The 24,699-nt window shown below is 65.6% G+C and carries 21 protein-coding genes; 17 read left to right on the top strand and 4 right to left on the bottom strand.

What is annotated here, in order from left to right:
• Positions 1–5 precede the first annotated feature (5 nt).
• Genes JAB1_RS15155 through hmgA form a run of 3 tightly spaced genes read left to right on the top strand, consistent with a single transcriptional unit; the run spans position 6 to position 3,184 of the window.
• Complete coding sequence (locus tag JAB1_RS15155; RefSeq protein ID WP_070280537.1) at positions 6–1,685, top strand: FAD-dependent oxidoreductase; 1,680 nt, start codon at positions 6–8, stop codon at positions 1,683–1,685.
• A gap of 12 nt (positions 1,686–1,697) precedes the next feature.
• Positions 1,698–1,883 (top strand): DUF2783 domain-containing protein, encoded by a 186-nt coding sequence (locus JAB1_RS15150; protein ID WP_070280535.1) that lies wholly within the window; start codon positions 1,698–1,700, stop codon positions 1,881–1,883.
• Positions 1,880–3,184: a homogentisate 1,2-dioxygenase gene (hmgA, locus tag JAB1_RS15145; protein WP_070280533.1), complete on the top strand. Its 1,305-nt coding sequence runs from the start codon at positions 1,880–1,882 to the stop codon at positions 3,182–3,184. The genes JAB1_RS15150 and hmgA overlap by 4 nt, the downstream gene beginning before the upstream one ends.
• An 11-nt stretch (positions 3,185–3,195) precedes the next feature.
• Here the strand turns inward: hmgA and JAB1_RS15140 are convergent, their stop codons facing one another.
• Complete coding sequence (locus JAB1_RS15140) at positions 3,196–4,533, bottom strand: LLM class flavin-dependent oxidoreductase (protein ID WP_070280529.1); 1,338 nt, start codon at positions 4,531–4,533, stop codon at positions 3,196–3,198.
• Between the two features lie 275 nt (positions 4,534–4,808).
• Here JAB1_RS15140 and JAB1_RS15135 point away from each other — a divergent pair, with 275 nt between their 5' ends.
• From JAB1_RS15135 to JAB1_RS15120, 4 genes are all read left to right on the top strand, one after another.
• Positions 4,809–5,885 (top strand): sigma 54-interacting transcriptional regulator, encoded by a 1,077-nt coding sequence (locus JAB1_RS15135; RefSeq protein WP_070280781.1) that lies wholly within the window; start codon positions 4,809–4,811, stop codon positions 5,883–5,885.
• A gap of 243 nt (positions 5,886–6,128) precedes the next feature.
• A complete protein-coding gene (locus JAB1_RS15130; RefSeq protein ID WP_070280527.1) occupies positions 6,129–7,208 on the top strand; it encodes an LLM class flavin-dependent oxidoreductase in 1,080 nt (359 codons plus the stop codon).
• A gap of 34 nt (positions 7,209–7,242) precedes the next feature.
• Positions 7,243–8,397, top strand: a complete 1,155-nt coding sequence (locus JAB1_RS15125; protein ID WP_070280525.1) for an LLM class flavin-dependent oxidoreductase — start codon at positions 7,243–7,245, stop codon at positions 8,395–8,397.
• Positions 8,398–8,619: 222 nt separating this feature from the next.
• Positions 8,620–10,992 carry a TonB-dependent receptor gene (locus tag JAB1_RS15120; RefSeq protein WP_070280522.1) on the top strand — a complete coding sequence of 791 codons (2,373 nt, stop codon included), beginning with the start codon at positions 8,620–8,622 and terminating at the stop codon, positions 10,990–10,992.
• Positions 10,993–11,042: 50 nt separating this feature from the next.
• Here the strand turns inward: JAB1_RS15120 and JAB1_RS15115 are convergent, their stop codons facing one another.
• Positions 11,043–12,095, bottom strand: coding sequence for an ABC transporter substrate-binding protein (locus JAB1_RS15115; RefSeq protein WP_070280520.1), 1,053 nt, complete (start codon positions 12,093–12,095; stop codon positions 11,043–11,045).
• Between the two features lie 225 nt (positions 12,096–12,320).
• On the opposite strand from JAB1_RS15115, the gene JAB1_RS15110 reads away from it, so the two are divergent.
• Genes JAB1_RS15110 through JAB1_RS15075 form a run of 8 tightly spaced genes read left to right on the top strand, consistent with a single transcriptional unit; the run spans position 12,321 to position 20,107 of the window.
• Positions 12,321–13,070 carry a class II aldolase/adducin family protein gene (locus JAB1_RS15110; RefSeq protein ID WP_070280518.1) on the top strand — a complete coding sequence of 250 codons (750 nt, stop codon included), beginning with the start codon at positions 12,321–12,323 and terminating at the stop codon, positions 13,068–13,070.
• A 22-nt stretch (positions 13,071–13,092) separates the two neighbouring features.
• On the top strand, positions 13,093–14,166 hold the full coding sequence (locus JAB1_RS15105; protein ID WP_070280517.1) for a PhnD/SsuA/transferrin family substrate-binding protein: 1,074 nt from the start codon (positions 13,093–13,095) through the stop codon (positions 14,164–14,166).
• The gene (locus JAB1_RS15100) at positions 14,163–15,011 is read left to right on the top strand and encodes an ABC transporter permease (protein ID WP_083299761.1); all 849 of its coding nucleotides are present in this window, start codon (positions 14,163–14,165) and stop codon (positions 15,009–15,011) included. Before JAB1_RS15105 ends, JAB1_RS15100 begins: the two co-directional genes overlap by 4 nt.
• On the top strand, positions 15,008–15,772 hold the full coding sequence (locus JAB1_RS15095; RefSeq protein WP_070280515.1) for an ABC transporter permease subunit: 765 nt from the start codon (positions 15,008–15,010) through the stop codon (positions 15,770–15,772). Before JAB1_RS15100 ends, JAB1_RS15095 begins: the two co-directional genes overlap by 4 nt.
• The gene (locus JAB1_RS15090) at positions 15,765–17,030 is read left to right on the top strand and encodes an MFS transporter (RefSeq protein ID WP_099393809.1); all 1,266 of its coding nucleotides are present in this window, start codon (positions 15,765–15,767) and stop codon (positions 17,028–17,030) included. Before JAB1_RS15095 ends, JAB1_RS15090 begins: the two co-directional genes overlap by 8 nt.
• Positions 17,027–17,908, top strand: a complete 882-nt coding sequence (locus JAB1_RS15085) for an ABC transporter ATP-binding protein (RefSeq protein ID WP_070280511.1) — start codon at positions 17,027–17,029, stop codon at positions 17,906–17,908. The genes JAB1_RS15090 and JAB1_RS15085 overlap by 4 nt, the downstream gene beginning before the upstream one ends.
• Positions 17,909–17,947: 39 nt before the next feature.
• On the top strand, positions 17,948–19,006 hold the full coding sequence (locus JAB1_RS15080) for an ABC transporter substrate-binding protein (RefSeq protein ID WP_070280506.1): 1,059 nt from the start codon (positions 17,948–17,950) through the stop codon (positions 19,004–19,006).
• Positions 19,007–19,054: 48 nt separating this feature from the next.
• Entirely contained in the window at positions 19,055–20,107 is a 1,053-nt protein-coding gene (locus JAB1_RS15075; RefSeq protein ID WP_071653363.1) for an ABC transporter substrate-binding protein, read from the top strand.
• Positions 20,108–20,126: 19 nt separating this feature from the next.
• On the opposite strand, the gene JAB1_RS30555 is transcribed toward JAB1_RS15075, so the two are convergent.
• Entirely contained in the window at positions 20,127–20,252 is a 126-nt protein-coding gene (locus JAB1_RS30555; RefSeq protein WP_256608825.1) for a hypothetical protein, read from the bottom strand.
• A 161-nt stretch (positions 20,253–20,413) separates the two neighbouring features.
• Here JAB1_RS30555 and JAB1_RS15070 point away from each other — a divergent pair, with 161 nt between their 5' ends.
• Both JAB1_RS15070 and JAB1_RS15065 read left to right on the top strand, forming a co-directional pair.
• Positions 20,414–23,107: a polysaccharide deacetylase family protein gene (locus tag JAB1_RS15070; protein ID WP_070280502.1), complete on the top strand. Its 2,694-nt coding sequence runs from the start codon at positions 20,414–20,416 to the stop codon at positions 23,105–23,107.
• 2 nt (positions 23,108–23,109) lie between these two features.
• Complete coding sequence (locus tag JAB1_RS15065) at positions 23,110–23,484, top strand: immunity 22 family protein (RefSeq protein ID WP_139144570.1); 375 nt, start codon at positions 23,110–23,112, stop codon at positions 23,482–23,484.
• Here the strand turns inward: JAB1_RS15065 and JAB1_RS15060 are convergent.
• The coding region (locus JAB1_RS15060; RefSeq protein ID WP_070280497.1) for a response regulator at positions 23,469–24,699 on the bottom strand (1,231 nt) is incomplete at its 5' end. The two genes, JAB1_RS15065 and JAB1_RS15060, sit on opposite strands and share 16 nt — an antisense overlap.

Genomic DNA, 24,699 nt, shown 5'->3' with positions numbered 1-24,699 from the left:
CCATCATGAGCGACACGTTCCACCCTTATCCCCATGTGCCGAAGGTGTATCCACCCGGCAAACCGGCCGGCGCCGCCACGCAGCATGTCCCGGTGCTGATCGTCGGCGGCGGTCCCGTGGGCCTGGCCACGGCCCTGGGCCTGGCCCGCCACGGCGTGCGCTCCGTGCTGATCGAAGCGGACGATGGCGTGTGCACGGGCAGCCGCGCCATCTGCATCTCGCGGCGCAGCCTGGAGATCATCGAACGTCTGGGCGCGCTTGACGGATTTCTGGCCAAGGGCTTGCCGTGGGCGGGCGGACGCAGCTTTTACCGCGACGAGGAAGTGCTGCACTTCACGATGCCGCAAGACGCGAACCAGAAGCTGCCGCCCATGGTCAACCTGGCGCAATACCATATCGAGCAATTCCTGCTCGATGCTGCCGAGCGCCAGCCGGAGCTGATCGATATCCGTTGGCAAACGCGGGTCACTGGCGTGGACCAGCGCGCCGACGGTGCCACCGTCACCGTGGCCACGCCCGATGCAAGCTACCAGATCGAGGCGGACTGGCTGGTGGCGGCCGACGGCGGGCGCAGCGCCGTGCGCGAGGCGCTGGGCTTGAAACTGCAGGGCACCAGCTATGAAGGGCGCTATGTGATCGTCGACATCCACTTGAAAAGCGACCGCCCGACGGAGCGCCTCGCGTATTTCGACCCGCCGTCGAATCCCGGCTCGACTGTGCTGGTGCACAAGCAGCCTGACGATATCTGGCGCATCGATTACCAGTTGCGCGACGACGAGGATGCGCAGGCGGCCGTGCTGCTGGGAAACGTGGCACCGCGCGTGGACAGCCTGCTGGCCATGATGGGAGAAACAGCGCCGTGGCATCCCGTGTGGATCACCATCTATAAGGCCAACGCCCTGACCCTGGAAAAATACCGGCATGGCCCCGTGCTGTTCGCGGGCGATGCGGCCCACCTCGTGCCCATCTTCGGCGTGCGCGGAGCGAACTCGGGCATCGACGATGCGGACAACCTGGCCTGGAAGCTCGCCTACGTGGTCAAGGGGCAGGCGCCGCATGCCCTGCTGGACAGCTATTCGGACGAGCGCGTATTCGCCGCCCGTGAAAACCTGCGACACGGCACGAAAAGCACGGAATTCATGGCGCCGCCCACGTTTGCCTTCGACCTCATGCGCACGGCCGTGCTGGGCCTGGCGGGCAAGCATGCGCATGTGCGCTCCCTGATCAACCCGCGCCAGACCAGCGCCATCGCGTATGCGCAATCGCCCCTGAATGCGCCGGAATCGGAGGTGTTTTCCACTGGCCCCGCGCCGGGCACGGTCTTGCCCGAGTGTCCGCTGGTGCTGCTGCAAGACGGCGCGCAGCAAGCGGGGTATATTACCGATTTGCTCAAGCGCAAAGATGGCCATTTCACGGGACTGTACTTCAGCGAGGACGGGTCTGTACCATCCGCACTGGCGGCGCTGGGCGACACCTTGCCGCTGACGACCGTGGCGATCGCCCGCAGCGGGGAGCAAGGGTGCGCCTGGGACCACACGGCGCAGGTATTCTCGCTATTCGACGCGCAGCCAGGCAGTTTTTACCTCGTGCGCCCGGACGGCCACGTGCTGGGGCGCTGGCGGCAGGTGCAGGCGGGGCAGGTGGCGGCTGCGCTGGCGAGGGCCGGCATCGCCCGATCAAAGTAACAAGGAGATAATATGACCGACATCGAACTGGATAATCTTTACACCGAGTTGTGCCACACCATGGGTGGCCTGGGCGAACAGCGTTCGCCCTTGTTCCTCGCCCGCTTCGCCTTGCTGGCCATGGGCGCCATCGGCAAGGCCGACGTGGTGCAAGGCTTGCTGCGCGACGCGGCTGAAGGCCTGGGGGAGCGCGCATGATAGGCGCCGGCTACCAAAGCGGCTTCGGCAACGAATTTGCCACGGAAGCCGTGCCCGGCGCCTTGCCGCAGGGGCAGAATTCGCCGCAGCGGGCGCCCCTGGGCCTGTACGCGGAGCAACTCTCGGGCACGGCCTTCACGGCGCCGCGCGCGCAGAACCGGCGCTCGTGGCTGTACCGCATCCGACCCGCCAGCCAGCATCCGCCATTCACCCTGGCTGAAAATACCCGCATCGTCAGCGATTTCCACTCCATGCCGCCTACGCCGCCGAACCAGCTGCGCTGGGACCCGCTGCCGCTGCCAGACGGCGCCACGCCGGTGGACTTCATCGATGGCTGGCACACGATGGCCGGCAACGGCAGCGCCGAAGCGATGAGCGGCTGCGCCATCCACGTGTACGCGGCCAACCGCTCCATGCAGCGCTTCTTTTACTCGGCCGATGGCGAATTGCTGGTCGTGCCGCAGGAAGGCCGGCTGGCCATTGCCACGGAGCTGGGCTTGATCGAGCTGGAGCCGCAGGAAATCGCCGTCATCCCCCGCGGCGTGCGCTTCCGCGTGACCCTGCCGGACGGCAAGGCGCGCGGCTATGTGTGCGAAAACTTCGGCACGGCCTTCCGCCTGCCGGACATGGGCCCCATCGGCTCGAACGGTTTGGCCAACAGCCGCGATTTCCTCACGCCGCACGCGGCGTTTGAAGACATCGACGGCGACTGCGAGCTGCTGGCCAAGTTCGGCGGCCACCTGTGGCGCACGGCCCTGGACCATTCGCCGCTGGACGTGGTGGCCTGGCATGGCAATTACGCGCCCTATAAATACGATTTGCGCCGCTTTAATACCATCGGCTCGATCAGCTACGACCACCCGGACCCGTCGATCTTCCTCGTGCTGCAGGCGCCCAGCGAAAATCCCCTGTTCGGCGCCATCGACTTTGCCATCTTTCCGCCGCGCTGGCTGGCGGCCGAGCATACCTTCCGTCCGCCGTGGTTCCACCGCAACGTGGCCAGCGAATTCATGGGACTGATCCACGGCGTGTACGATGCCAAGGCGGCCGGTTTCGTGCCGGGCGGCGCCAGCCTGCACAACTGCATGTCCGGCCACGGCCCCGATGCGCAGACGTTCGAACGCGCCTCGCACAGCGACACGTCCGCGCCCGTGAAGGTGGCCGACACCATGGCCTTCATGTTCGAGACGCGCACCATCCTCAAGCCCACGCCGTTCGCGCTGGACGGCGGCCTGCTGCAAAACGACTATTACGCCTGCTGGCAAGGCTTGCGCAAGCATTTCGATCCGGACCAGGCTTAGTCACAGCGCAGTCAGGCGGCCCGCGCCCGCGCCACCGTGTGCGGGTTGGCGGGCCGCGCCAGTCCGAGATTGCCGCGCAGGGTGCTGGCCGCGTATTCCGTGCGGAACAGGCCGCGCCGCTGCAGTTCCGGCACCACCAGGCGTGTAAAATCCTCGAAGCCTTGCGGCAGCAGCGGCGGCACGACGTTGAAACCGTCCGCGCCCCGTTCCATGAACCACTGCTCCATCAAGTCGGCCACGGTCTTGACGGAGCCGATGGCTTGCAGGTGGCCGCGCGCGACCCTGAAGCGCAGCACCAGCTGGCGCAAGGTGAGGTTCTCGCGGCGGGCCAGTTCCAGCTGCTGCAGGAAGCGTCCCTTGCCATTTTCTGGCGCCTGGTAGGGCAGGTCGGGCAGGGGGCCGTCGAGCGGATAGCCGGACAAGTCAAAACCGCCAAATTCCAGGTTGCTGAAGTCGACCAGGTCCTGCAGTTCGCCAAATTGATCCTGCGCCTGCTGGTCCGATTCGGCCACCACCACGGAAAGCCCGGGCGTGACCTTCAACTGGTCTTGCGCGCGGCCGTATGTCGCCATGCGTCCTTTCACGTCCGCGTAATACGCCTGCGCCACAGGCAGCGAGGTGGCGGAGCAGTACACCATCTCGGCCAGGCGCGCGGCAAATTCGCGCCCTGTCTCGGAATTGCCCGCCTGGACCAGCACAGGGTGGCCCTGCACGGGACGGGGCAAGTCCAGCAAGCCTTGCGAGGCAAAATATTCGCCGTTGAAGTCCAGCGCATGGCCCGCTGCCGGCTGATAGAACTGGCCGGCGGCGCGGTCTGGCCGGTCGAAGGCATCGTCATCCCAGCTATCCCACAGGTCCCTGGACAGGGCGACGAATTCGTCGGCCCGCGCATAGCGCTCCGCATGGCTGCGCGGTGCATCGATGCCGAAATTGCGCGCCGTATGCTCGCCAAACGATGACACGACGTTCCAGCCCGCGCGCCCGCCGCTCAGGTGGTCGAGCGAACTGAATTTGCGCGCCACGTGGTACGGGTGCTCGTAATTGGTGTTGACCGTGGCGATCAGGCCGATATGGCTGGTGACGGCGGCAATGGCCGACAGCAGGGTAAACGGCTCGAAGGGCAGGCCGATGGCGGCGCGGCCAGTCTCGGGCGTGACGTCGCCGGCGCGGCCGATGAAGTCGGCGATGAAGAAGCTGTCGAACTTGGCCGCCTCGGCCAGCCTGGCGGCGCGCAGCCACCAGGCCAGGTCGGGCCGGCCGCTGGCGCTGGCGGCTGGATGGCGCCAGGCGGCCGGATGGTGGCCGTGGCGTTGTAAAAAGACGTTCAGGACAAGCTGGCGTGCTGGCATGGGGAAGTGCTCCGTGGTGCGCAGGCGACATTGCCTGCTCCCCATCCTGAGCAAACTCCGGGCCAGCATGGGAGCAGCGCCTGCATATGCAAAATCCGGATAAGCAAGCGCGGCACCATTCGTTCCCGCCTGGAGATGGAGCGCGGTATAGTCGGCCCATGGAACTCTTAGCCCACAACTTCAGCAGCGATTTCGCGCGCAGCGCCCACCTTGCCCGTGGCGCCGGCGATGACGGCGACAGCGAGGCGCTGGTCGCCTTCCGCGACCCGCAGCAAATGAGCTTGCTGGTGCGCGCCACGGCCTTTGTCTTTGCCGACCCCCGTTCGCGCCAGTTGCACGAGCTGATCGAACGCATCGCCCCCAGCGAGGCGACGGTGCTGATCACGGGCGAAACGGGGACGGGAAAAGAACTCATCGCGCGCCACGTGCACGGCTTGAGCGGGCGCGCCGAACAGACCTTTGTGGCGATCAACTGCGGCGCGTTTTCCGAAACCCTCGTCGAGAGCGAACTGTTTGGCTATGAAAAGGGCGCGTTTACGGGCGCGCAGCAGGGCAAGCCCGGCTGGTTCGAGACGGCCAGCGGCGGCACCCTGTTCCTCGATGAAATCGGCGACTTGCCGCTGGCGATGCAGGTCAAGCTGCTGCGCGTGCTGCAGGAGCGCGAAGTGGTGCGCCTGGGCGCGCGGCGCGCCATCCCCATCGATGTGCGCCTGATCGCCGCCACCAACGTGGACCTGGCCGAAGCCGTGCGGGCCGGGCGCTTCCGCGAAGACCTGTATTACCGCTTGCAGGTGATCGGCCTGCCGCTACGCCCCTTGCGCGAGCGCCCGGGCGACATCATGCCGCTGACGCGCCATTTCATGGCCATCTATGCGCAGCGATTGCACCTGGGCGAGGTGGAGCTGGGCCCCGACGCGCAGCAAGCCTTCCTCGCTTATCCATGGCCGGGCAATATCCGCGAACTGGAAAACGTCATCCACCGCGCGCTGCTCGTGTGCCGCAGCGGCGTCGTGCGCGCCGAGGACTTGAGTTTGTCAGGCTGGCACAGGGCGCCTGCTGCAGCACCGGCCGCTATACCTGTTCCAGACGCCTGGGCCGGCGGTGCCGATATCGCCTATGCGGCCCACGGCGCGTCCGGCCAGGACGATTTATTGGCGGCCGAGCGCTTCGCCCGCGCCTGGCAAGCCTTGCTCGACTCGGGCGAGGCAGTGGAATTCGAAGCCATGCAGCAGGAACTGGTGCGCGCCGCGTGGGAGCGCAATGAGCGCAACCAGGTGCGCACGGCCAGGCACCTGAACCTGAGCCGCAACATCCTGCGCACCTTTTTGAAAAAGGCGGGCGCCATCGACTAGGCGCATGATGCACTTCCTGGAGCCGGACCCGCAGCGATGCGGCTCCGGCTTTTTTCATGGCTGCTGCGCGCGCAGCATGCTGCTGCCCTGGCTGCAGCCGGTTGCTGCCAAATCAACAGCGGCGGGCAGCGGCGGGCATCTGCGGCATGGCATGTTTTCTGCGAGGAGGGAAGGCAGGCCGCTGCGCGCAGGTATCCAAAGCGCATAGCGGTGTTTTCTTCGACCCACGACAGGAGTCCATGCATGACCATAGAATTCATCTGGCAATTGCCCACCAGCGGCGATGGCCGTCACGCGGCACCCGGCATCACGCGCAGGGGCGAACGGGCCGCCGGCGCGCCCAGTCCCTTGCAGGCGGGCGTGAGCGACCCGCGCGGCGCGCGTCCGCCCTTCAATTATTTCGATTACCTGCACCAGATCGCCCGCGCAGCCGACCTGTCTGGTTTCGACGGCATCCAGATACGCCACGATATGCAGGGCGATGAAAGCTGGATCGTCGCGGGCTACCTGGCCCGCAGCACGCGCCATTTGAAACTGATCGCCGAATTCGACGCCGCCTGGGGTTCGGCCGTGTATGCGGCAAAGAACGCCGTCAGCTTCCAGCGCTTCACGGGCGGACGCTTCGCCTGGCAGATCGGCCATGGCGGCGATGCGGCAGCGCGCCGGCGCCAGAGCGATGCGGCGCAGGAGGCCGACATCCTGCCGCGCATCGATGAATTCATCACGGTGGCGCGCGGGGTGCAGAATACGTCGCCGTTCAGCTTCAAGGGCAAGTTCTTCGAAGTGCAGGACGGCGGCTTCAAGGGGCCGCTGGCGAACCATCCCGTCAACGGCATCTATCTGACCGGCGAGTCGCCCGAAGCGCTGGCCCTGTCGGCACGCCAGGCCGACGTGCACGTGTTCGATGCGGCGCCGCAGGCGGATTTGCAGCCTGCCATCGACAGCCTGCAAGCGCAGGCGCGCCAGCTGGGCCGCGCCGTGGCGGCGGGCTTGCGCATCGACGTGCTGGCGCGTGAAACCTTCGACGAAGCCTTGCGCGACGCGCGCCGCTACCGCAGCGGGGCAGGGCTGCCCGACGATGCGCCATTCGACGGCAGTGCCGCAGCCTTCTGGCCCGGCTTTGCGCAAGCGCAAACGGGCGCCCACGGCGCCCTGGTCGGCAGCTATGCACAGGTCAGTGCCGCGCTGGAGGCGTATGCGCAGGCCGGCGTGTCCAGCTTCGTGCTGGCTGCCATTCCCCATTTCGAGGAAGCCTACCGCATCGGCGAGCACGTGCTGCCCCGCGTGCGGGCAGCGTTGCGCGCGCAGCTGCAAGCGGCCTGAGTTCCTGTATCCAACCTACTGAAGGAGTACCTGCATGGCTATCGATTTCTTCTGGCGCATCCCCACGCATGGCGAACCGAGTTCGCATCGCGCCCGCACGCCGTTTCGCGGCGACTGGTTTCCCGGCAATGACAACCTGCGCCAGTCCGGCCTCGGTGGCGGCGGCGCCGACGGCTTTACGTATATTGACTACCTGGCCGAGATCGCCCGCGCCGCTGAAATATCGGGCTTCCAGGGCGGTTTGATCCCGTCCTTCCCCATGACGGACGAGCCGTGGGCGATTTCTGCGCTGCTGGCGCGCGAGACGCGCACCTTCCGCTTCATGATCCCGTTCCAGCCCGGTTTCCTGAACCCCGTGGTGGCCGCGCGCATGACGGCCAGCCTGCAGCGGGCCACGGGCGGGCGCGCCCTGTACAACGTGATCACGGGCGGCGGCGGTCCGGCGCAACTGTGGTGGGGCGATTCGGCCGGCCACGACGACCGCTACACGCGCACGACGGAATTTCTCGACGTGGTGCGCGGCGTGTGGCGCGGAGGGCCGTTTTCCTACCAGGGCAAGTTCTACCAGGTGGAAGATGCGGGACTGGCCACGCCGCTGTCGGAGCAGGATTTGCCCGAGATTTATTTTTCCGGCTCGTCCGACGCGGCCCTCGGCTCGGCGTCCAAGCACGCCGATTACTACCTGACGTGGCTGGAACCGTTCGAGCAGCTGCGCGAGAAATTCGCCCGCGTGCATGAAAAGACGGCGCTGCTGGGCCGCAAGATCAAGTGCGCCGTGCGCGTCGACATCGTGGCCCGCGCCACGGAAGAAGAGGCATGGGACGAGGTGCGCAAGGGTTTCGAGGCCGTCGATGCGGCCACCCTGCGCCAGTTCCTCGGCGCCGATGGCGGCGATTCCGTGGGCGCGGCGCGCCAGCGCGGCAACCGCCCGACGACCCTGAACAGCTACAAGGACCTGATCACGGCGCCGAACATCTGGTCCGGCTTCAATCTGCTGCGCGGCGGGCAGACGCAGGGCATTGTCGGCAGCTACCAGCAGGTGGCCGAACGCCTCGACGAACTGGTGCAACTGGGCGCCGACGCTTTCATCCTGGCCAGCACGCCGCACCTGGAAGAAGCCTATCGCGTGGGCGAAGAAGTGCTGCCCCTCGTTCGCGGGCATACGGCGGCACTCTTGCGCGCCGCCTGAGGCATTCCCCTGTTGCCGCGACAGCAGCGCCACCGCCTGCTGTCGCGCAGGCAGCACGCGGCAGCGCCGCTGCTGCCAAATCAACAGCACTATCATCACGATAGTCTTCCTTTGAAATCAATCACTTGACTCCCATTTTGCTGCGCTGCGGCAGCGGGCATGACCCTTGCAATACCAGTCATCACCATCTCGCGTTTTGACTTTACTCAAGGATAATCACCCATGCGCCGTTCGACTGCCCCCGCCGCCTTCTCCCCATCTCCTCTTCATTTGACGCCAGTGCGCCGCGCGCTGCGCTCGGCCTTCGCCATCGGCGGGCTGATGCTCGTCCACGGCATGGCGCATGCGGAAACGCCTGGCGCCGATGTCATTGCCGCGGCCGACGCGAACGGTGGGGGCGAGGGCGCCTCCCTGCAATCGGTGACGGTGACGGCGCAAAAGCGCGAGGAATCGGCGCAAAAAGTGCCGAGCGCGATCACTGTATTGGGCGGCAAGGAGCTGCTCGATACGGGCATCGGCCGTTCGGCCAGCGAAATCCTCAATTACGTGCCAAACGCCTCGGCCGGCACGCAGCAGCATGGCCGCCCGCGCTGGTGGATACGCGGCGTCGGTGCGGGCCAGCAGCAAATCGATTTTCCGAACCCCGTCGGCTTTTACCTCGACGACGTCTACATCAGCAATTCCAGCGCCACGGGCTTTCCCCTGTTCGACCTGGACCGGGTGGAAGTGCTGCGCGGGCCGCAAGGCACCTTGTGGGGCAAGAACACGACGGGCGGCGCCATCAATGTCATTTCGCGCAAGCCCTCGTTCAAGTCCAGCGGCTACGCCAAGCTGGACTACAGCAGCTACGACACCAAGCTGGCCGAAGGCGCCATCGGCGGCGCGCTGGTCGACGACGTGCTGGCGGGGCGCCTGTCCTTCCACACGGAGCAGCAGGACAAGGGGCGCTTCAACAACCAGTTTACGGGCGAGCGCGATGGAAAGCTCAAGGACAGCGCCATCCGCGGCCAGCTCAAGGCACTGATCGGGCGCGACCTGACGGCAAACCTGAACCTGCATTACCGCGACTACACGACCAAGGGCGCCACCACCACGGTGGCCAGCTATGGCGCGAATGGCGTCTACCGCAACGGCTACATCCCCAGCACCAATCCCGATGACGTGAGCACGAATGCGCCGGCCGACAGCGACGTGACGCAAGGCGGCGCGCAGCTGAACCTGGAATACGCGCTGGGCGAGCTGACCCTGACGTCGATCACGGGCTATGAAAACTTCCGCAACGAAGCGACGGGCGACAGCGACAACACGCCGCTGGAAGTGGGCCGCAGCCGCTCGAAGGCCAGCAGCCGGCAAGTGTCGCAGGAGCTGCGCCTCACATCGCCGCAAAACGGCGCCGTGAGCTGGGTCGCGGGGCTGTTCTACTTCAATGAAAAGATCGATTCCGATTCGGCCGGTGCGCGCCTGCCCAACGGCACCGTGCCGGCGCTGGCGGGCAGCACGCAGCCCGTCGGCTACAACCGCACCATCTACCAGCACAAGGCGCGCAGCGCGGCCATCTTCGGCAGCACGACCATCAACTTCAGCGAGCAGTTCCTGTCCACGTTTGGCCTGCGCTGGACGACGGAAACCAAGGATCTCGATTTGCGGCGCGTGCAGGCCGCATCGAACACGGTGACGTTTGGCGATGCGGCCAACTGGTGGAACACGGTCAAGGGCGGCAATTACGCGGCCGCCTCGGTCGCCAACAACAATTTCACGTCGAATCCGTCGACCACGTGGAATGCGCTGACGTACGACGTGACGCCCGAATACCGCTTCAGCCGCACCCTGCGCGGCTACCTGAAATACGCGCACGGCATCAAGTCCGGCGGCTACAACACGAGCGCCACGGACGTGCGAGCATTGAATACGGTGAAGCCGGAAACCCTGAACTCGTTCGAGGCGGGCATCAAGTCGGAATGGCTGGACGGACGCCTGAATTTCAACGCCAACGTCTTCCACTATGATTACAAGAACGTGCAGGTCAATATCACGGGCGTGTACAACGGCGACCCCACGCAAAGCGTCAATTACCTGCAGAACGTGCGCAAGGCCCATGTGAATGGCGCGGAATTCGAGATCGAGGCGCAGCCGACGGACAACCTGCACATCAACGCCAATATCGGCCTGCTGCGCACGGAATTCGACGATTTCGCCATCCAGAACAATGGCGGCGACCGCTCCGGCAACGAATTCGTGCGCTCGCCCCACGTGACGGCATTGCTGGCGGCCGATTACCGCTACCCGCTGGGCAATGGCGCTCAGCTGGTCTTCAGCGGCGACGTGCGCTATACGTCCAAGCAGTACTACTATGTCGACCCGCAAAGCGACGCGCGCGGCTTGCTGAACCAGGGCGGCTTCGCGCTGGCCAATGCGCGCCTGTCGTATGTGCTCCCGGGCGGCAAACACCGCATCACGGCGTATGCAAACAACCTGGCCGACAAGGTCTACCGCAACCATACGCTCACCAGCTTCGTGCCGGGCGCCGTCAATGGCGACACCGTCATCATCGGCCAGGGCCGCACGGTGGGGGCGTCGTACACGATCCAGTTCTGAGCGTGGCTGCCTGATGTAAAAAGGCCGGCGAATTCGCCGGCCTTGTGCTTTTATGCCGCCACTTGCAGCAGCGCGTCCAGCCGCCGCTGCGCCTCTTCCAACGGCCGGCGGTCGATCCAGCGCTCGATATCGACGTCGCGGTCGAGGAAACCGTGCTGCAGCTGAAAATCCTTCTGCTGGCGGAACAGCGCCACCTTCTCGTCGGACAGGTCGGGCGCCAGGGTCAAATGAAAACCGTCGCGGTAGGCTTCGGCCACGGCGTCGGCGCCGGCCCGCGTCTCGCCCTGCAGGATGGCCAGCACGTCGGCCTGGTGGCTGCGCGCCCATTGGGCGGCGCGCAGGGTTTGCGTCAGGAAGCGCACGACCAGCTCGAAATGTTGTTCCAGCATCGTTTCATGCACGGTGATCGGGCGCGGCGTGCCGTTGTTCACGCGGAAGCGCCGGTCGGGCAGGGCGTCGATATCGATGCCCACTTCCAGTCCCGCCGCGCGGGCCGCTTCGGCCGCCGCCGCGCCTTTCACGTAGACGGCGTCGACCTCGCCGCGCAGCAGCGGGGCGATGCCTTGCCACAGGCCCGCACCCAGATTGACCGATGCCTGGGCGTCAGCGCCCACCTCCACCAGTTGCACATCGTCGAGCGTGAGGCCGGCCGACGCCAGCACGCCCTTGTAGCCGGCCAGGCTCATGCCGCGCGCGATGCTGCGCCCGCGCCGGTTCTCGCGCAAGTCCTCGGCACGGAACACGGGCAGCGCCAGGCGCTTGCCCTGCAGCTGCGCGGGCTTCGTGATGCCGGAACCGGGGCGCACGAGGATGGCTTGCCATTCATCGATCCAGGTCAGGCCGATCAGGCGCGTGGGCGCCCCTTGCGCGCGTGCCGGCAGGGCCAGCAGGTTGCCGCCTTCGCGCACGAGCGTGGACAGGCCGTGGTCGTAATGGTGGCGCGCCAGTTCGCCGCCCACTTCCTGCAGGGTTTTCAGGGCGATGCCGTCGCGGGCGAATTCCTCGTCCAGCCAGCCCAGTTTATAGGCCAGGCCCGTGGCCGTGGGCACGGGGCAGCGGGTGAACCAGACGGTATCGACGGCAGGAGATGGTGCGGTAGTCATGGAATTCCTTGGTGGTGGGTGGAGCCTTGAACCGTGCAGGAAACGTGCCCGCGCCGCTTGCTGGCTTGCCGACAGCGCGTGCGCACGCGGCTGCTGCCACGCCAGCAGCCGCTGTTGCGCAGGCAGCAGCCTTCCACCATTTGACTGGCCGCGGCGCTGGCACGCGTCTTGCGAAAGTAGAGGCAGGACTGACCCGTATCCCAACCCCAAAGAATGGAGCATGACATGACGGACGTGGCACAAGCGGAAGCACAACAAGTACAGGTGCAGGAATTGACGGCGGCCGAACTGGCCTTCGTGGAGCAGGTGCGCCGCGATGCGCAGATCGCCTTCGACGGCTTGCGCGAAACGGGCAGCCTGACGGCCAATGGCACGGTGGGCTTCGTCGAGCGCACGCCCGGCGGCGACAAGGTCGTGGTGGTCAACGATCCGGGCCCGTTCCGCCGCGGCCAGCCCCTGAAGGCGGCCGTGCTGGCGCTCGATGGCACGGTGCTCGTGGGCGACGCGAACAACGGCGGCGCGCGCTATCTGAAACTGTTCCGCGAGCGGCCGGAGGTCACGTCGATCTCGCACGTGCATTCGCCGTCGCTGGGCGCGTGGGCGCAGACGCACCGCACCCTGCCGATCCGCTACGTGCCCGTACAGCGCTTCCAGCTGATCCGCGAAATTCCCATCTATATCGACCGCCGCCAGCCGGAAGTCGATTTCATCCTTGGCGAAATCGCCCGCAACACGCATGCGACGGCCATCCTGGAAGCGAATGGCGGCGCCACCGTGTGGGGCAAGCAGGGCTTGCTGAAGCTGGCCGAGTTCATCCTGCTGCTGGAAGAGGGCGCGAAGATCCAGATCGCGGCCGAAGCCATCGGCGGTTCGCGCGATTTCGGCCCCGGCGTGCTGCTGCAGCAATGGAAGATGAGCAAGCTGATCGACACGGCGCGCGCCTTGTCGCTGCTGCCCGCCACCGACCTGGTGTAACCCTTTCACGAACAGGCCCGCAATGTCATTGAAATTCTTACGTTTGAGCTGGCGCAAAGTGCTTGCCGCCGCTGTGGCGGCCAGCCTGCTGGCGCCAGCGATGGCGGCCGCCGCCGAAACACCGCCGGCTGCCGTGCGCATCGCCGTCGTGGCCCGCACGGCGCCGTCCGGCAAGACCGTGTTTGCCGGCTCGGCCGCCCAGGTGGCATCGACGGGCTGGCTGGCGGCCGAGCTGGGCAAGCTGGGCGTGAAGCTGGAGTGGGTGCCCGTCACGACCAATTCCGTGGCCACGCAAGTCAACGAGGCGTTTGCCAACCGTTCGATCGACCTGGCCCAGTATGGCGACTTGCCGTCGATTATCGCCAATGCCTCGGGCTTGCAGACGCGGCTGATCCTGCCCGGCGGCAGCGCCAACAATACCTATCTCGTGGTGCCGAACGGCTCGACGGCCAAGTCGATCAAGGACTTGAAGGGCAAGAAGATCGCCCTGCACCGTGGCCGGCCGTGGGAATATCCGTTCGCGCGCCTGCTGGAAGCGAACGGCATGACCTTGCGCGACGTCAAGATCCTCAACCTGAATCCGCAGGCGGGCGCGGCAGCCGTGGCGACGGGCGGCGCGGATGCCTTCTTTACGCTCAGCGATGCCTTCCTGCTGGAAGATAAAAAGGTGGGCAAGATCATTTGGTCGAGCAAGGCGCCGCCGCAGGACTGGAAGATGCGCGCCGAACTGTGGGCCGACAGCGGTTTCCTGCAACGCTGGCCGCAACTGGCCCAGCTGGTGGTGACGGCGTATGTGCGCGAGCACCACCGGGCCGCCGGCGCCGGCGGCGAAGACGAATACGTGCGCGCCGAGGCGGCGGCGGGCCAGGTGGAAAGCGTCGTGCGGCGCGAACTGGCGGGCGACCATACGCCATGGCAGGCGCGCTGGTCGCCCCTGTTTACGGCCAGCCTGCGCCAGCATTACGTGGGCGAGGCGGCATATGCGAAGAGCGCGGGCCTGATTGCGCGGCCCCTGCAAGTCGACAGCCTGTTCGCGCCCCAGTTCGTCAACCAGGCGCTGGCGCAGCTGAAATTGCAAACGTACTGGGCGCCATGACTTCCCTCGCCATCGCCTTGCCCCGCGCCCCTGCGCCAGCGCGTGCGGCCTCCATCCCCTGGCTGCGACGCTTCGTGCGCTCGCCCTGGTCCGTGTGGGCCTCGCCGCTGGCCTTGCTGCTGTTGTGGACGGCGGCCACCACGTTCGAGTGGATGCCTGCGCACATCTTGATGTCGCCCTGGCAAGTACTGCTGACGGCCCGCGACCTGGCCGAAAGCGGCGAACTGGGCCAGCACCTGGGCATCAGCCTGTTTCGCCTGCTGGCCGGTTTCGGCCTGGGCGCCAGCTGCGGCCTGGCCTTTGGCGTCGTGCTGGGCCTGTCGCCTGGCTTGCGCAGCTACGTCGATCCCACGTTCAACGTCTTGCGCCAGTTGCCGACGGTGGCCCTGATCCCCCTGTTTATCTTGCTGTTCGGCATAGGCGAGAGTTTTAAAGTGTTTATCGTGGCCAAGGCCAGTTTCTTCATCGTCGCGCTGGCCGTGCATGACGCCATCCGCAACTTGTCGCAGCGCTACTTTGAGGTGGCGCAAGTGTATTGCTTCTCGCGCTGGCAGCGCATCCGCCTGATCGTCTTGCCAGCCATCGTGCCGGCTGCGCTGACGGGCATGCGCATCGCCCTGTCGCGCTCGTGGATGGTGCTGGTGGGCGCGGAATTGCTGGCCGCCGACAGCGGCCTGGGGCAGATGATGGAAATGGGCCGCCAAATGTTCCGCCTCGACGTGGTGATGGTGGGCGTGGTGCTGACGGGCGTGATCGGCTTCGGCCTGGACCGGCTCTGCCATGCGCTGGAAGCACGGCTGATGCGCTGGAAACGTAGCGGCGATGGCAAGGGAGGCGTCGCATGAAGCAGCGTTTGATACTGTTCATAAAAGGCGCGCTGCTGCCGCTGGCCTTGCTGGGCGCCTGGCAATGGGCTTCCGGCCAGGGCGCGGCCGCCGCCTACATCTTTGTGTCCCTGGACGACCTGGCGCACAGCTTGCGCGACCTGGTGATCACGGGCGAGCTGTGGGTGCATTTGCAGGCTAGCCTGGGCCGCACCCTGGCCGGCTTGTTGCTGGGCGGTAGCACCGGCATCGTCACGGGCGCGCTGATGGCACAGTCGCCGCTGGCGGACCGGCTGATCGGCCCGCTGTTTCACAGCATCCGCCAAGTGCCGCTGCTGGGCCTGATACCCTTGCTGGGCCTGTGGGTGGGCAATGGCGACGGCGCCAAGCTGCTGGTGATCGCCATCGCTGCCTTTTACCCGACCGTGCTCAACACGTATGCGGGCATGCGCCAGGTGGAAGGACGCTTGCGCGAAGTGGGGCAGGTGCTGACCCTGACGCGCTGGCAGACCCTGCGCCAGATCTTGCTGCCGGGCGCCATGCCGGCCATTGTCACCGGTGTCACGCATGCGCTGGCGTTTGCCTGGCTCGCTTGCCTGGGCGGCGAGCTGCTGTTTTCAGCCGGTCCCGGCATGGGTTCATTGCTGCTCAATGGCGAAGTGTCGGGCCGCATGGACGTCGTCCTGCTGGCCGTGCTCGTGATCGCCTTGCTGGCGCAGGCGATGAACGTGGCGTTCGCGCGTCTCGCGCGCCTGCTGGTGAAGGGGCGCAGCAGTGAGTGAATCGTTGCCATTCCAGCCAGACGCGGCTGTCAGCGCGCGCGAAGGCGAGCTGCGCGCCTTCTTGCTGCGTTTTATCGGCCTGACCCTGCTGTCGGGCGTGACCATCGGCATGAACAAGGTGCTGGCCACCTTGCTGGGGTTACATTTGCACGTGAGCAATTTCCAGCTGGCCGCGATCAGCAGCGCGGAAACCCTGGCCATGGCGCTGGGTACCATACCGGCCGGCTACATTCTTTCACGCGGCAACCCGAAGCATCTGTATGCGGGCGTCAGCCTGAGCCTGGCGCTGGCGTTCTGCGTGCTGCCGTGGCTGCCCGGCTGGCAATGGGTGGCCTTGCTGATGTTTCTCGTCGGCCTGTGCATCTCGCTGCGCATCGTGGCCATGAGTACTGTGTTTCTGGTGCGCCTGCCGGAACTGGGGCAGGGCAAGGCGGGCTGGTACAAGGGAACATTAATTCTTGGCATGCAGTTCCTCGGCCCCCTGTGCGGCAATTACCTGATCGCGCAGCTGGGGCTGAAGGCGGGTTTCTTGATTTCCGCCCTGATGTTCGCCATCCTGGCCGTGCTGGGCTGGCAAGTGTTACCGAGTAATACTGCGCCGCGCAAGCTGGAAGGCCAAGCCTTGCTGCCCGGCGCGGCCAGCTTGCGCGAACTGCTGCGCCTGCCCATCGTGCGCGTGACTTACCTGTTCGAGATCCTCGCCAGCTTCACGGCGTCCAGCGTGGGCGTGTTTTCCATCCTGCTGGCCATCCGCGTGCTGCACTGGCCCGCGCATCATTCCGTCTGGCTGATGGCCGTGCAGGGACTCAGCTGCGTGCTGGTGCTGCTGTTCTTGGGGCGCTTCGTGCTGGCCAGCCGCTACCGCGAGCAATTGTATGGCGGCGCCCACCTGGCCATCATGGCCGCCTTGCTGATCCTCGGCTTGTGGCCCAGCAGCATCGCCTACCTGGCCGCCTCCGTGCTGCTGGGACTGGGCCTGGGCGTGAATAACCTAGTCAACACAGACAATATAGCCCGCGCCCCCGTCGACAAGGCCCGCGTTTCCGCCCATTTGACCCTGTTCGGCATGGTGGGCGGCACGGCCGGGGCGCTGGCGGCGGGCCGCCTGGCCGACCTGACGGGCTTGCGCAATGTATTCCTGATCTGGCTGGCGCCGTGGCTGGCCGCCTGGCTGGTTTTCCACGGCAGCCGCTGGCTGCGCCGGGCGCCGCCCGCCGCCATTCCTTCCCTCGCCCCCACTGCAGAGAGTGCGCCATGAATGATTTCGTTTCCCCTTCGGCCTTGTCGCCGCAACAGCGGCACCTGAGCGGCGGCTTGCAAGTGCAGCACGTGAGCAAGTCGTTTTCGCTGAAAGGTGCGCCGCTGCTGGTGCTCGACGATATTTCGCTGACGATTGCCCCGGGCGAATTCGTTGCCATCGTCGGTGCGTCCGGCTGCGGCAAGTCCACCTTGCTGCGCCTGCTGGCTGGCCTGGACACGGACTACATGGGCTTGCTGCTGCACGATGGCGTGCCCATCCGCGGCACGGACTTGCACCGGGGCCTCGTGTTCCAGGATCACCGCCTGTTTCCCTGGCTGACGGTGCAGCAGAATGTGGCCGTGGCGTTCAGCAATACCCGTGTGCCATTGGCTGAGCGCGCATCGCGCGTGGCGGCGGAAATTGCGCGCGTGGGCCTCGACGGCTATGCGGATGCGTATCCGCATCAATTGTCGGGCGGCATGTCGCAGCGGGCCGCGATTGCCCGCGCCCTCGTGGGGCGGCCCGACGTGCTGCTGCTGGACGAGCCGCTTGGCGCGCTTGACGCGCTGACCCGTTTGCGCTTGCAGCAGGAACTGCGCCGGCTGTGGCAGGACGAGGGCATCACTATGGTGATGGTCACGCATGACATCGATGAAGCCGTGTACCTGGCCGACCGCATCGTCGTGCTCGATGCGCGTCCGGGCAAGGTGCGCCGCGTGCAGGACGTGCCGCTGGCCCACCCGCGCCAGCGGGGATCTCCGGGCTTTGTCGCCATCCGCGATGGCTTGCATGCGGATTTCAGCGACCTGGACGACACGCATGCGCCCGTGGCGCAGGATGTAGATCCCAGCAGCTCATGGGATGGCAATGAATGGGCGCGCAGGATGGCGCTGTAGTTTCCTTTTTGACCGGTCCACCCACTCTGGAGATACAAGATGAGCAATAACAACGCACTCGACACCCTGTGGTACACGCGCTGCCCCGTCCCGACGGGCCTGGGAATTTCTCTGCAGCAGGGCTGGCTGGAAGAGGCCTTGCGCGCCGACGGCACCAGCTTGCGCTCCTTGCGAGAGTCGGACCAGGAAGCCGTGCGCGAATCGCATTTCGACCACACCCTGCAGAACTCCGTGCGTCACGGCGGCAATATCCCGGCCCTGTGGGCGCGCGCGGCGGGACGCGAGACGCGCGTGATCGGCCTGTCATGGTCGGACGAGACGCAGCTGATACTGACCTTGCCCGGTAGCGGCATCCAGACGGTACGCGACTTGAAGGGCCGGCGTTTCGGCTTGCCATTATGGAGCAAGGCGCAGATCGACTTTGCGCGCGCGCAAGCCTTGCGCGGGCTGGAAAACGCGCTGAGCCTGGAAGGGCTGGCCGTGGCGGACGTGGAACTGGTCGATTATGTAGTCAGCACGGGCCAGAGCGAAACGCCGCCGGAAACGGGCGCGGCAACGAATCTGTTCAGCGGCGCGCGGCGCGGCGGCCAAAGCCCGGAACTGCTGGGGCTGCTGCGGGGCGAAGTGGACGCCATCTTCCTGAAAGGCGCCTCGGCGGCCCAGCTGGCGCAGCAGTTCGGCTTGCACACGGTGATCGACACGGGCGTCCATCCGGAACCCTTGATCCGCGCCAACAACGGCACGCCACGCACCCTGAGCGTCGATGCGCACCTGCTGGACAACCATTTTGCTTCCGCGGTGACCCTGGTCGAGCAGGTGCTGCGGGCAGAAGCGTGGGCGCGCGGCCATGCGGACGAGACGCGGCGGTTCCTCGCGCGTGAATCGAATGCCAGCGAGCACTGGGTGCAGGTAGCCTACGGCAAGGATGCGCATCTGCGCCTGGACACGGACCTGGCGGAAACGTCGGTCGCGGGCTTGCAGGATTTCAGCGACTTCCTGTTCCGCTGGAACTTCCTGCCCAGCAAGGTCGACGTGCGCGCGTGGATCGATCCCCGTCCCTTCGAAGCAGCGCTGGCGCAGACGCGCCGGGCGGCTTGAGCGGGAAGCACGTCGACAGTGGCCATGCTTGATGATGAGGAGAATGCGATGCGGCGACGCACGGTGATGGGCGGGCTTGCCTTGCTGCCCCTGGCGGGACAGGCGGTATCTGCGGCGAAGGCGGGGGCGCCGCCGGCGGCCTTGCGCATCGCCTCGACGGGTTTTGCGGAAAACGGCAAGGCGGAACTGGGCGGCATCGCTTACCGGGTGCAGCAGGAAGGCTGGCTGGCGCGCGAACTCAAGCAGCGGGGCGTACGGCTGGAATGGCTGCCCGTCACGGGCGACACGGGCGCCACCATGAATGAAGCGTTCGCCAGCGGGCGCATCGACATGGCCGCGTATGGCGACTTGCCGTCCGTTATCCTGAACGCGGGCGGCGTGCGCACGCAGGTGATCGTGCCGGCGGGGCGGGGTACGGACCAGTTCCTGCTGGTGCCCACCAGTTCGCGCGCCACGTCATTGGCCGAGCTGAAAGGCAAGCGCATCAGCGTGCACCGGGGCCGGCCGTGGGAACTGGGCTTGCGCCAGCTGATCGCCGACCAGCGCATGTCGCCCACGGATTTCCGCCTGATTAATATGGACCTCAAGCCGGGCACGGCCGCGCTGGCCACGGGCGCCGTCGACGCCTTGTTCATGATCAATGGCTATCCGCTGGAGGACAAGGGCATCGGCCGCATCATCTGGTCCAGCAAAGGACTGCCGGAACGCAAGATGCGCGCGGAACTGTGGGCGCGGCGCGATTTTACGCAAGCCCATCCCGATATCGCCGAGCTGGTGGCCACGGCCTGGCTGCGGGCCCAGCACTGGGCGGCGCTCGACGGCAACCGCGAAGCGATCATCAAGGATGGCACGCGCAACGGCACGCCCGACAGCGTGGTGCGGCGCAGCTATGACGATCCAGGCTTGCAGTGGAAGGAGCGCTGGTCGCCCCTGTACGACGACGCCGTGTACCGCCATTACCGCCGGGTGCTGGCGTTTGCGCAGGAACAAAAATTGATCCGCCTGCCGTTGACGGCGGAAGAATTGCTGGAACCGCGCTTCGTGGCGGCAGGCTTGAAAAAGCTGGGCCTGGCCAGTTACTGGGAGCCGGCCAAGGTATAGCGTCAGCGCGAGGCGTGGCTCAGTGCGGCAGGCACACGCGCCCGGCCACGACGTTGTCCGTGCCATCGCCCGCATGCGCGCGCAGTTGCAGCAGCATCAGGGCCACGCCCAGCATCAGCGCGGCTGCGCAGAGTTTCTTGTGCATCGTCTTTTCCGTTTTCACTATCTATGAAGGTGTTCAGCGATATTATTGCCCAAATTCAGCGTGCGGGCTGAGCTTGTGCCTAGCGTGCTTTACAATTATGCATCGGGCGCATCCGCGCCATCTGAATTCTATGCATAGTATGTGAAGGGAATGACAAGCCTGTGACTTCCAAGCCGATCAAGATCGCCGCCACCGTCGTCGTGGCACTCGCCGCTGGGGCCGGCATTTATAGCTACACCCGTCCCGCCGCCACCGCCACGCCGGGTGCACCCGCCTCGGGCAGCCCGGTCGCCGCCACCCAGTCGACCGTCGATACGGCCGCCGTGGCCGCCCAATTCCACGACTTGCTGGGCAATTTTCGCAAGATCATCGTGCTGCTGGCCGACGAGCAAAGCCTGCCGGAAGGCGCGCGCGACGAAGCCCGCAAGGTGGGGCAGGCGCTGTTCCATGAAAACCAGGAGCGCATCGCCAAGCTCGATCTTGTGCTGGATCAATTGACTGCGCCCACCAATCCGGGCCGCTTCGAGGCGCTCGACAGCTTATTGACGTATATCGAATCCGATCCCGGCCTGTATGACGCCGACCGCCTGGCTTTCCGCGAACTGCTGCAAAGCATGCTGGCCGACGTGGCCAAGGATTCGTCCTTGCCGGCGATCAAGCTGCACAAGCGCATTTCCGAAGACCTCGATGCGCTGGGCGAGATCGAGCGCAATTACGAGAAGGAAATCCGGCAAATCTTCGGCAACCTGGGCCAGCGCGCGATCGAACTCAAGCGCGAACGGTGGGACGATTACGTGGCGCAGCTGAAAAAGCTCTACAGCCGCGAACAGATCCTCAAGGAAAACGGCATCGTCGTGCCATATGCAGTACCGCCGGCTGGTTCCGTGCCCGAAGCCAAGCCGGTGCCAAAAAAAGATGAGGCGGAAATCTTTGGCCTGGGCTTGCCGAAGAAAACCATCGTGCTGACCTTTGACGACGGCCCGCACCGCCGCTACACGGAAGAAATCAGCGCCATCCTGAAACAGTATGGCGTGCCGGCCGTGTTCTTCAACGTGGGCCGCAACCTGGGCAGCCTGGATGCGGAAGGTCACGCCAAGCTGAACGCGGGCGCGGAAGTGAGCCGCAAGCTGATGAAGGAAGGCTATGCCGTGGGCAACCACAGTTTTAGCCACGCACAGTTGTCGAAACAGACGGGCGACAAGCTGAAGGGCGAAATCCTCGGCACCGACACCCTGTTGAAGGCGATCAGTCCCGAGCGGGCCGCGCTGTTCCGCTTTCCATATGGCGCGCGCAACAGCGAAGGCATGGCCGCGCTGGCCGATGCGCATTTGAAGTCCGTGATGTGGAATATCGATTCGCTGGACTGGGCCGACCCCGTGCCCAGCTCGATCACGAACCGCGTGCTGGCCTCCGTCGACAAGGCGGGGCGCGGCATCATTCTGTTCCACGACATCCACGAACGCACGGTGAAAGCCTTGCCGGCCGTGCTCGACAAGCTGATCGCGGAAGGCTATCAATTCGCGGGCTGGGATGGCACAAGCTTCCAGGTGGCGAAAAGCTCGGCGCCTGCGCCGGAAAAAGTGCCCGTGACCACCGGTTATGCCAATTCCTGGGCCGTGGTGATCGGCATCGACGATTACGCCAAGTGGCCGAAACTGCAATATGCGGTGCGCGATGCGCAAGGCATCCGCGAAACGCTGATTGAAAAGTTTGCGTTCGCGCCCGAGCGCGTCGTCACCCTGAAAAATGGCGAAGCGACGCGCAACAATATCCTGGCCGCCTTCCACGACAAGCTGGCGCATGGCGGCGTGCAAAAGAATGACCGCATCTTCGTCTTCTTCGCCGGCCACGGCGCCACGCGCAAGCTCAGTTCCGGGCGCGACCTCGGCTACATCGTGCCCGTCGATTCCGATCCGGCGCAGTTCGCCACGGATGCGATCCCGATGACGGAAATCCAGAATATCGCGGAAAGCCTGACGGCCAAGCACGCGTTCTTTGTCATGGATGCCTGCTACAGCGGCCTGGGCCTGACGCGCGGTGCCGGTTCCAGTTCCTTCCTGCGCGACAACGCCAAGCGCATCGGCAGGCAAATGCTGACGGCGGGCGGCGGCGACCAGCTGGTGGCCGACGGCGGACCGAATGGCCACTCCGTGTTCACGTGGACCTTGCTGCAAGGCTTGGCGGGCAAGGGCGACCTGAACGGCGACGGTCTCATTACGGCCACGGAACTGGCGGCCTACGTGGCGCCGGCAGTGTCCAGCGTATCGAACCAGACGCCCGCCTTCGGCAGCTTGCCGGGCTCGGAAGGGGGCGATTTCGTGTTTGAATTGCCGGGCGAGACGGAGTTCCTCAGCCCGAACACGACGCAGCTGTCGACGGAAGCCATTGCCCTGAACAGCAAGCTCGACGCCAAACCGGCGGCTGCCAGCGTGACGGTGAAGGATTTGCAGGGCGGCGAACAGAAGATCGTCACGCCGGGCGCTGTGCCGACGTCGGCGCGCCAGCTGGCGCAGCGGGCCAACGACCGTGGCTTGCAGCTGTACAAGGAGAAACAATATGCGGCGGCGGAAGCGCAATTTACGGAAGCGCTGAAACTGCGGCCCGATTTCGCACTGGCGGCAAATAACCTGGGCTTTGTTTTTTACAAGCAGGAAAAATACCGCGAAGCGGCCCGCTGGTTTGAAAACACGGTCAAGATGGATCCGTCGCGCGCCATCGCCTATCTGAACCTGGGCGACGCGTATGCCAAGGCCGGCGATGGCGTCAAGGCGAAAGCGGCCTATAAAACCTATCTGGAACTGGCGCCGACGGCTGCGACGGCACCGGGCGTGCGGCAAAAGATGGAGAAGCTGTAAGCTTGTCTTCCACCATGCCGACCGTCCACGTGTTTGCCTGCAACGGGCGCTTTCCCGGCTGGGAAGCGCTGCAGGCCTACCTGGCGCCCACATACACGGAAGACGGCGATGTATTGCCGTCGCCGTTCTTCCTGGAAACGGGACTCACGGGCTATGAGCCGGCCTGTGTTGAAAGCGCGATGCTGGCGGCGCCAGGGCCGCTGGCGCAGTTGCTCGATGGCGTGTCGTATGGCGACAGCTGGCTGGCGCAGGCGTGCGCGGACGCGCAGGGCGTGCTGGCCGACACGAGCGTGTGCGTGTTTGCGCCGAATCAGATGGCGCACCCGCAGCGCAGTTCGCTCCATTACGTGGGCAGCTACCGTTACAGGGTGGATTGATCGCCGTCCTGGCGTTCGTCATGCAATAGCTTGTTGACGGCCGCCAGCAGGCTGGTGCCCGACGTGGTGATGAAACGGGCGCCGGCCGCTTCCGCTTCCGTGCCGTAGCTGGCGACCGTATCCTTGCTGCAATACACGATGATGGGCAACGCGGGCTGGGCCTGCCGCACTTCGCGCACCGTGTGCACGCCCGCATCCTTGATGCGCTGGCGGTTCTCCACCCGTGCCATGTCCGTGATGAGCAGCGCATAGTGCTTCTGTTGCAGCATGGCCAGCGCCTGCCGCGTCGAGACCGCCTGGTCTACCTTGATGTTTTCCCGTTCCAGCTGCTCCACCAGCAAGGTATTGTTGCGCGGATGGTCGTCCAGCCACAGCACCAGGCCTGCCTGCTTTTTCTCCGCCGGCATGCCGGCCAGGGCCGTGACGGCCGCGCCCCCGTCCGGCGGATGGGCCAGCAGCAGCTGCGTCACGGCTTCCTGCATGTCTTCGAGCGATTTTTGCTGCAAGCGGCTCAGTTCCGTCACTTCGATTTCCTTGCCGCTCTCCAGGCGCACGGATTCGTTCTTGACCATGCTGTCGGCCCGCTTGATCATGATGGACAGGTAAATGCGCGTGAGCAGGTAGCCGATCAAAAAACCATGCACGGAAAAGAACAGCATGATGCCGCCCACCACGGCCATGGCGGTCGGCGTGTCGGTGGCCAGGCTGGGCGCGATGAAGGCGGCCATGCTGCGCGCGCTGCCGGGCAGGCTTTTGAGCTCGATCAAGCCCACGCCGACGATGATTTTCGTCAGCCAGTCCGACACTTCCACCAGGTTCGAATTGACTTCCATGGGCGTGGGCGTGCCCAGGAACAGGGTGTTGCCGGCGTTGGCCGTCGCCGCATCGGCTCCGGCGGCGGGCGGTTCGTCCGTGGGGCGGCCCTTTCCATTGGCCCGCTCGTCGGGCGCCGCCGCGTTGACGGTGCCCGATGGCAGGCTGCGCGGTATGCCGAACAGGAATCCCAGCAGCATGCCGCTGACGCAAAAGCCCAGGCTCCACAGCAGCGCCGGCACGGCATGGTAGTGGGGTGCCAGTACCGCCCCTCCTATCACGGCCAGCAAGCCCGCCAGCAGGATGTATAGCAGGATGAATGGCAGCGCATCTTTCTTGCGCACCGCTGCCGGCGTACTGGCGCCGGCGCTGCTGGTATCCGATTTGCCCACGGCCCCCCCC

The organism is Janthinobacterium sp. MP5059B (assembly GCF_001758645.1).
In the GTDB taxonomy this organism is placed as follows: Bacteria; Pseudomonadota; Gammaproteobacteria; order Burkholderiales; family Burkholderiaceae_D; genus Janthinobacterium; species Janthinobacterium lividum.
This window is presented reverse-complemented; position numbering and strand designations above follow the sequence as displayed.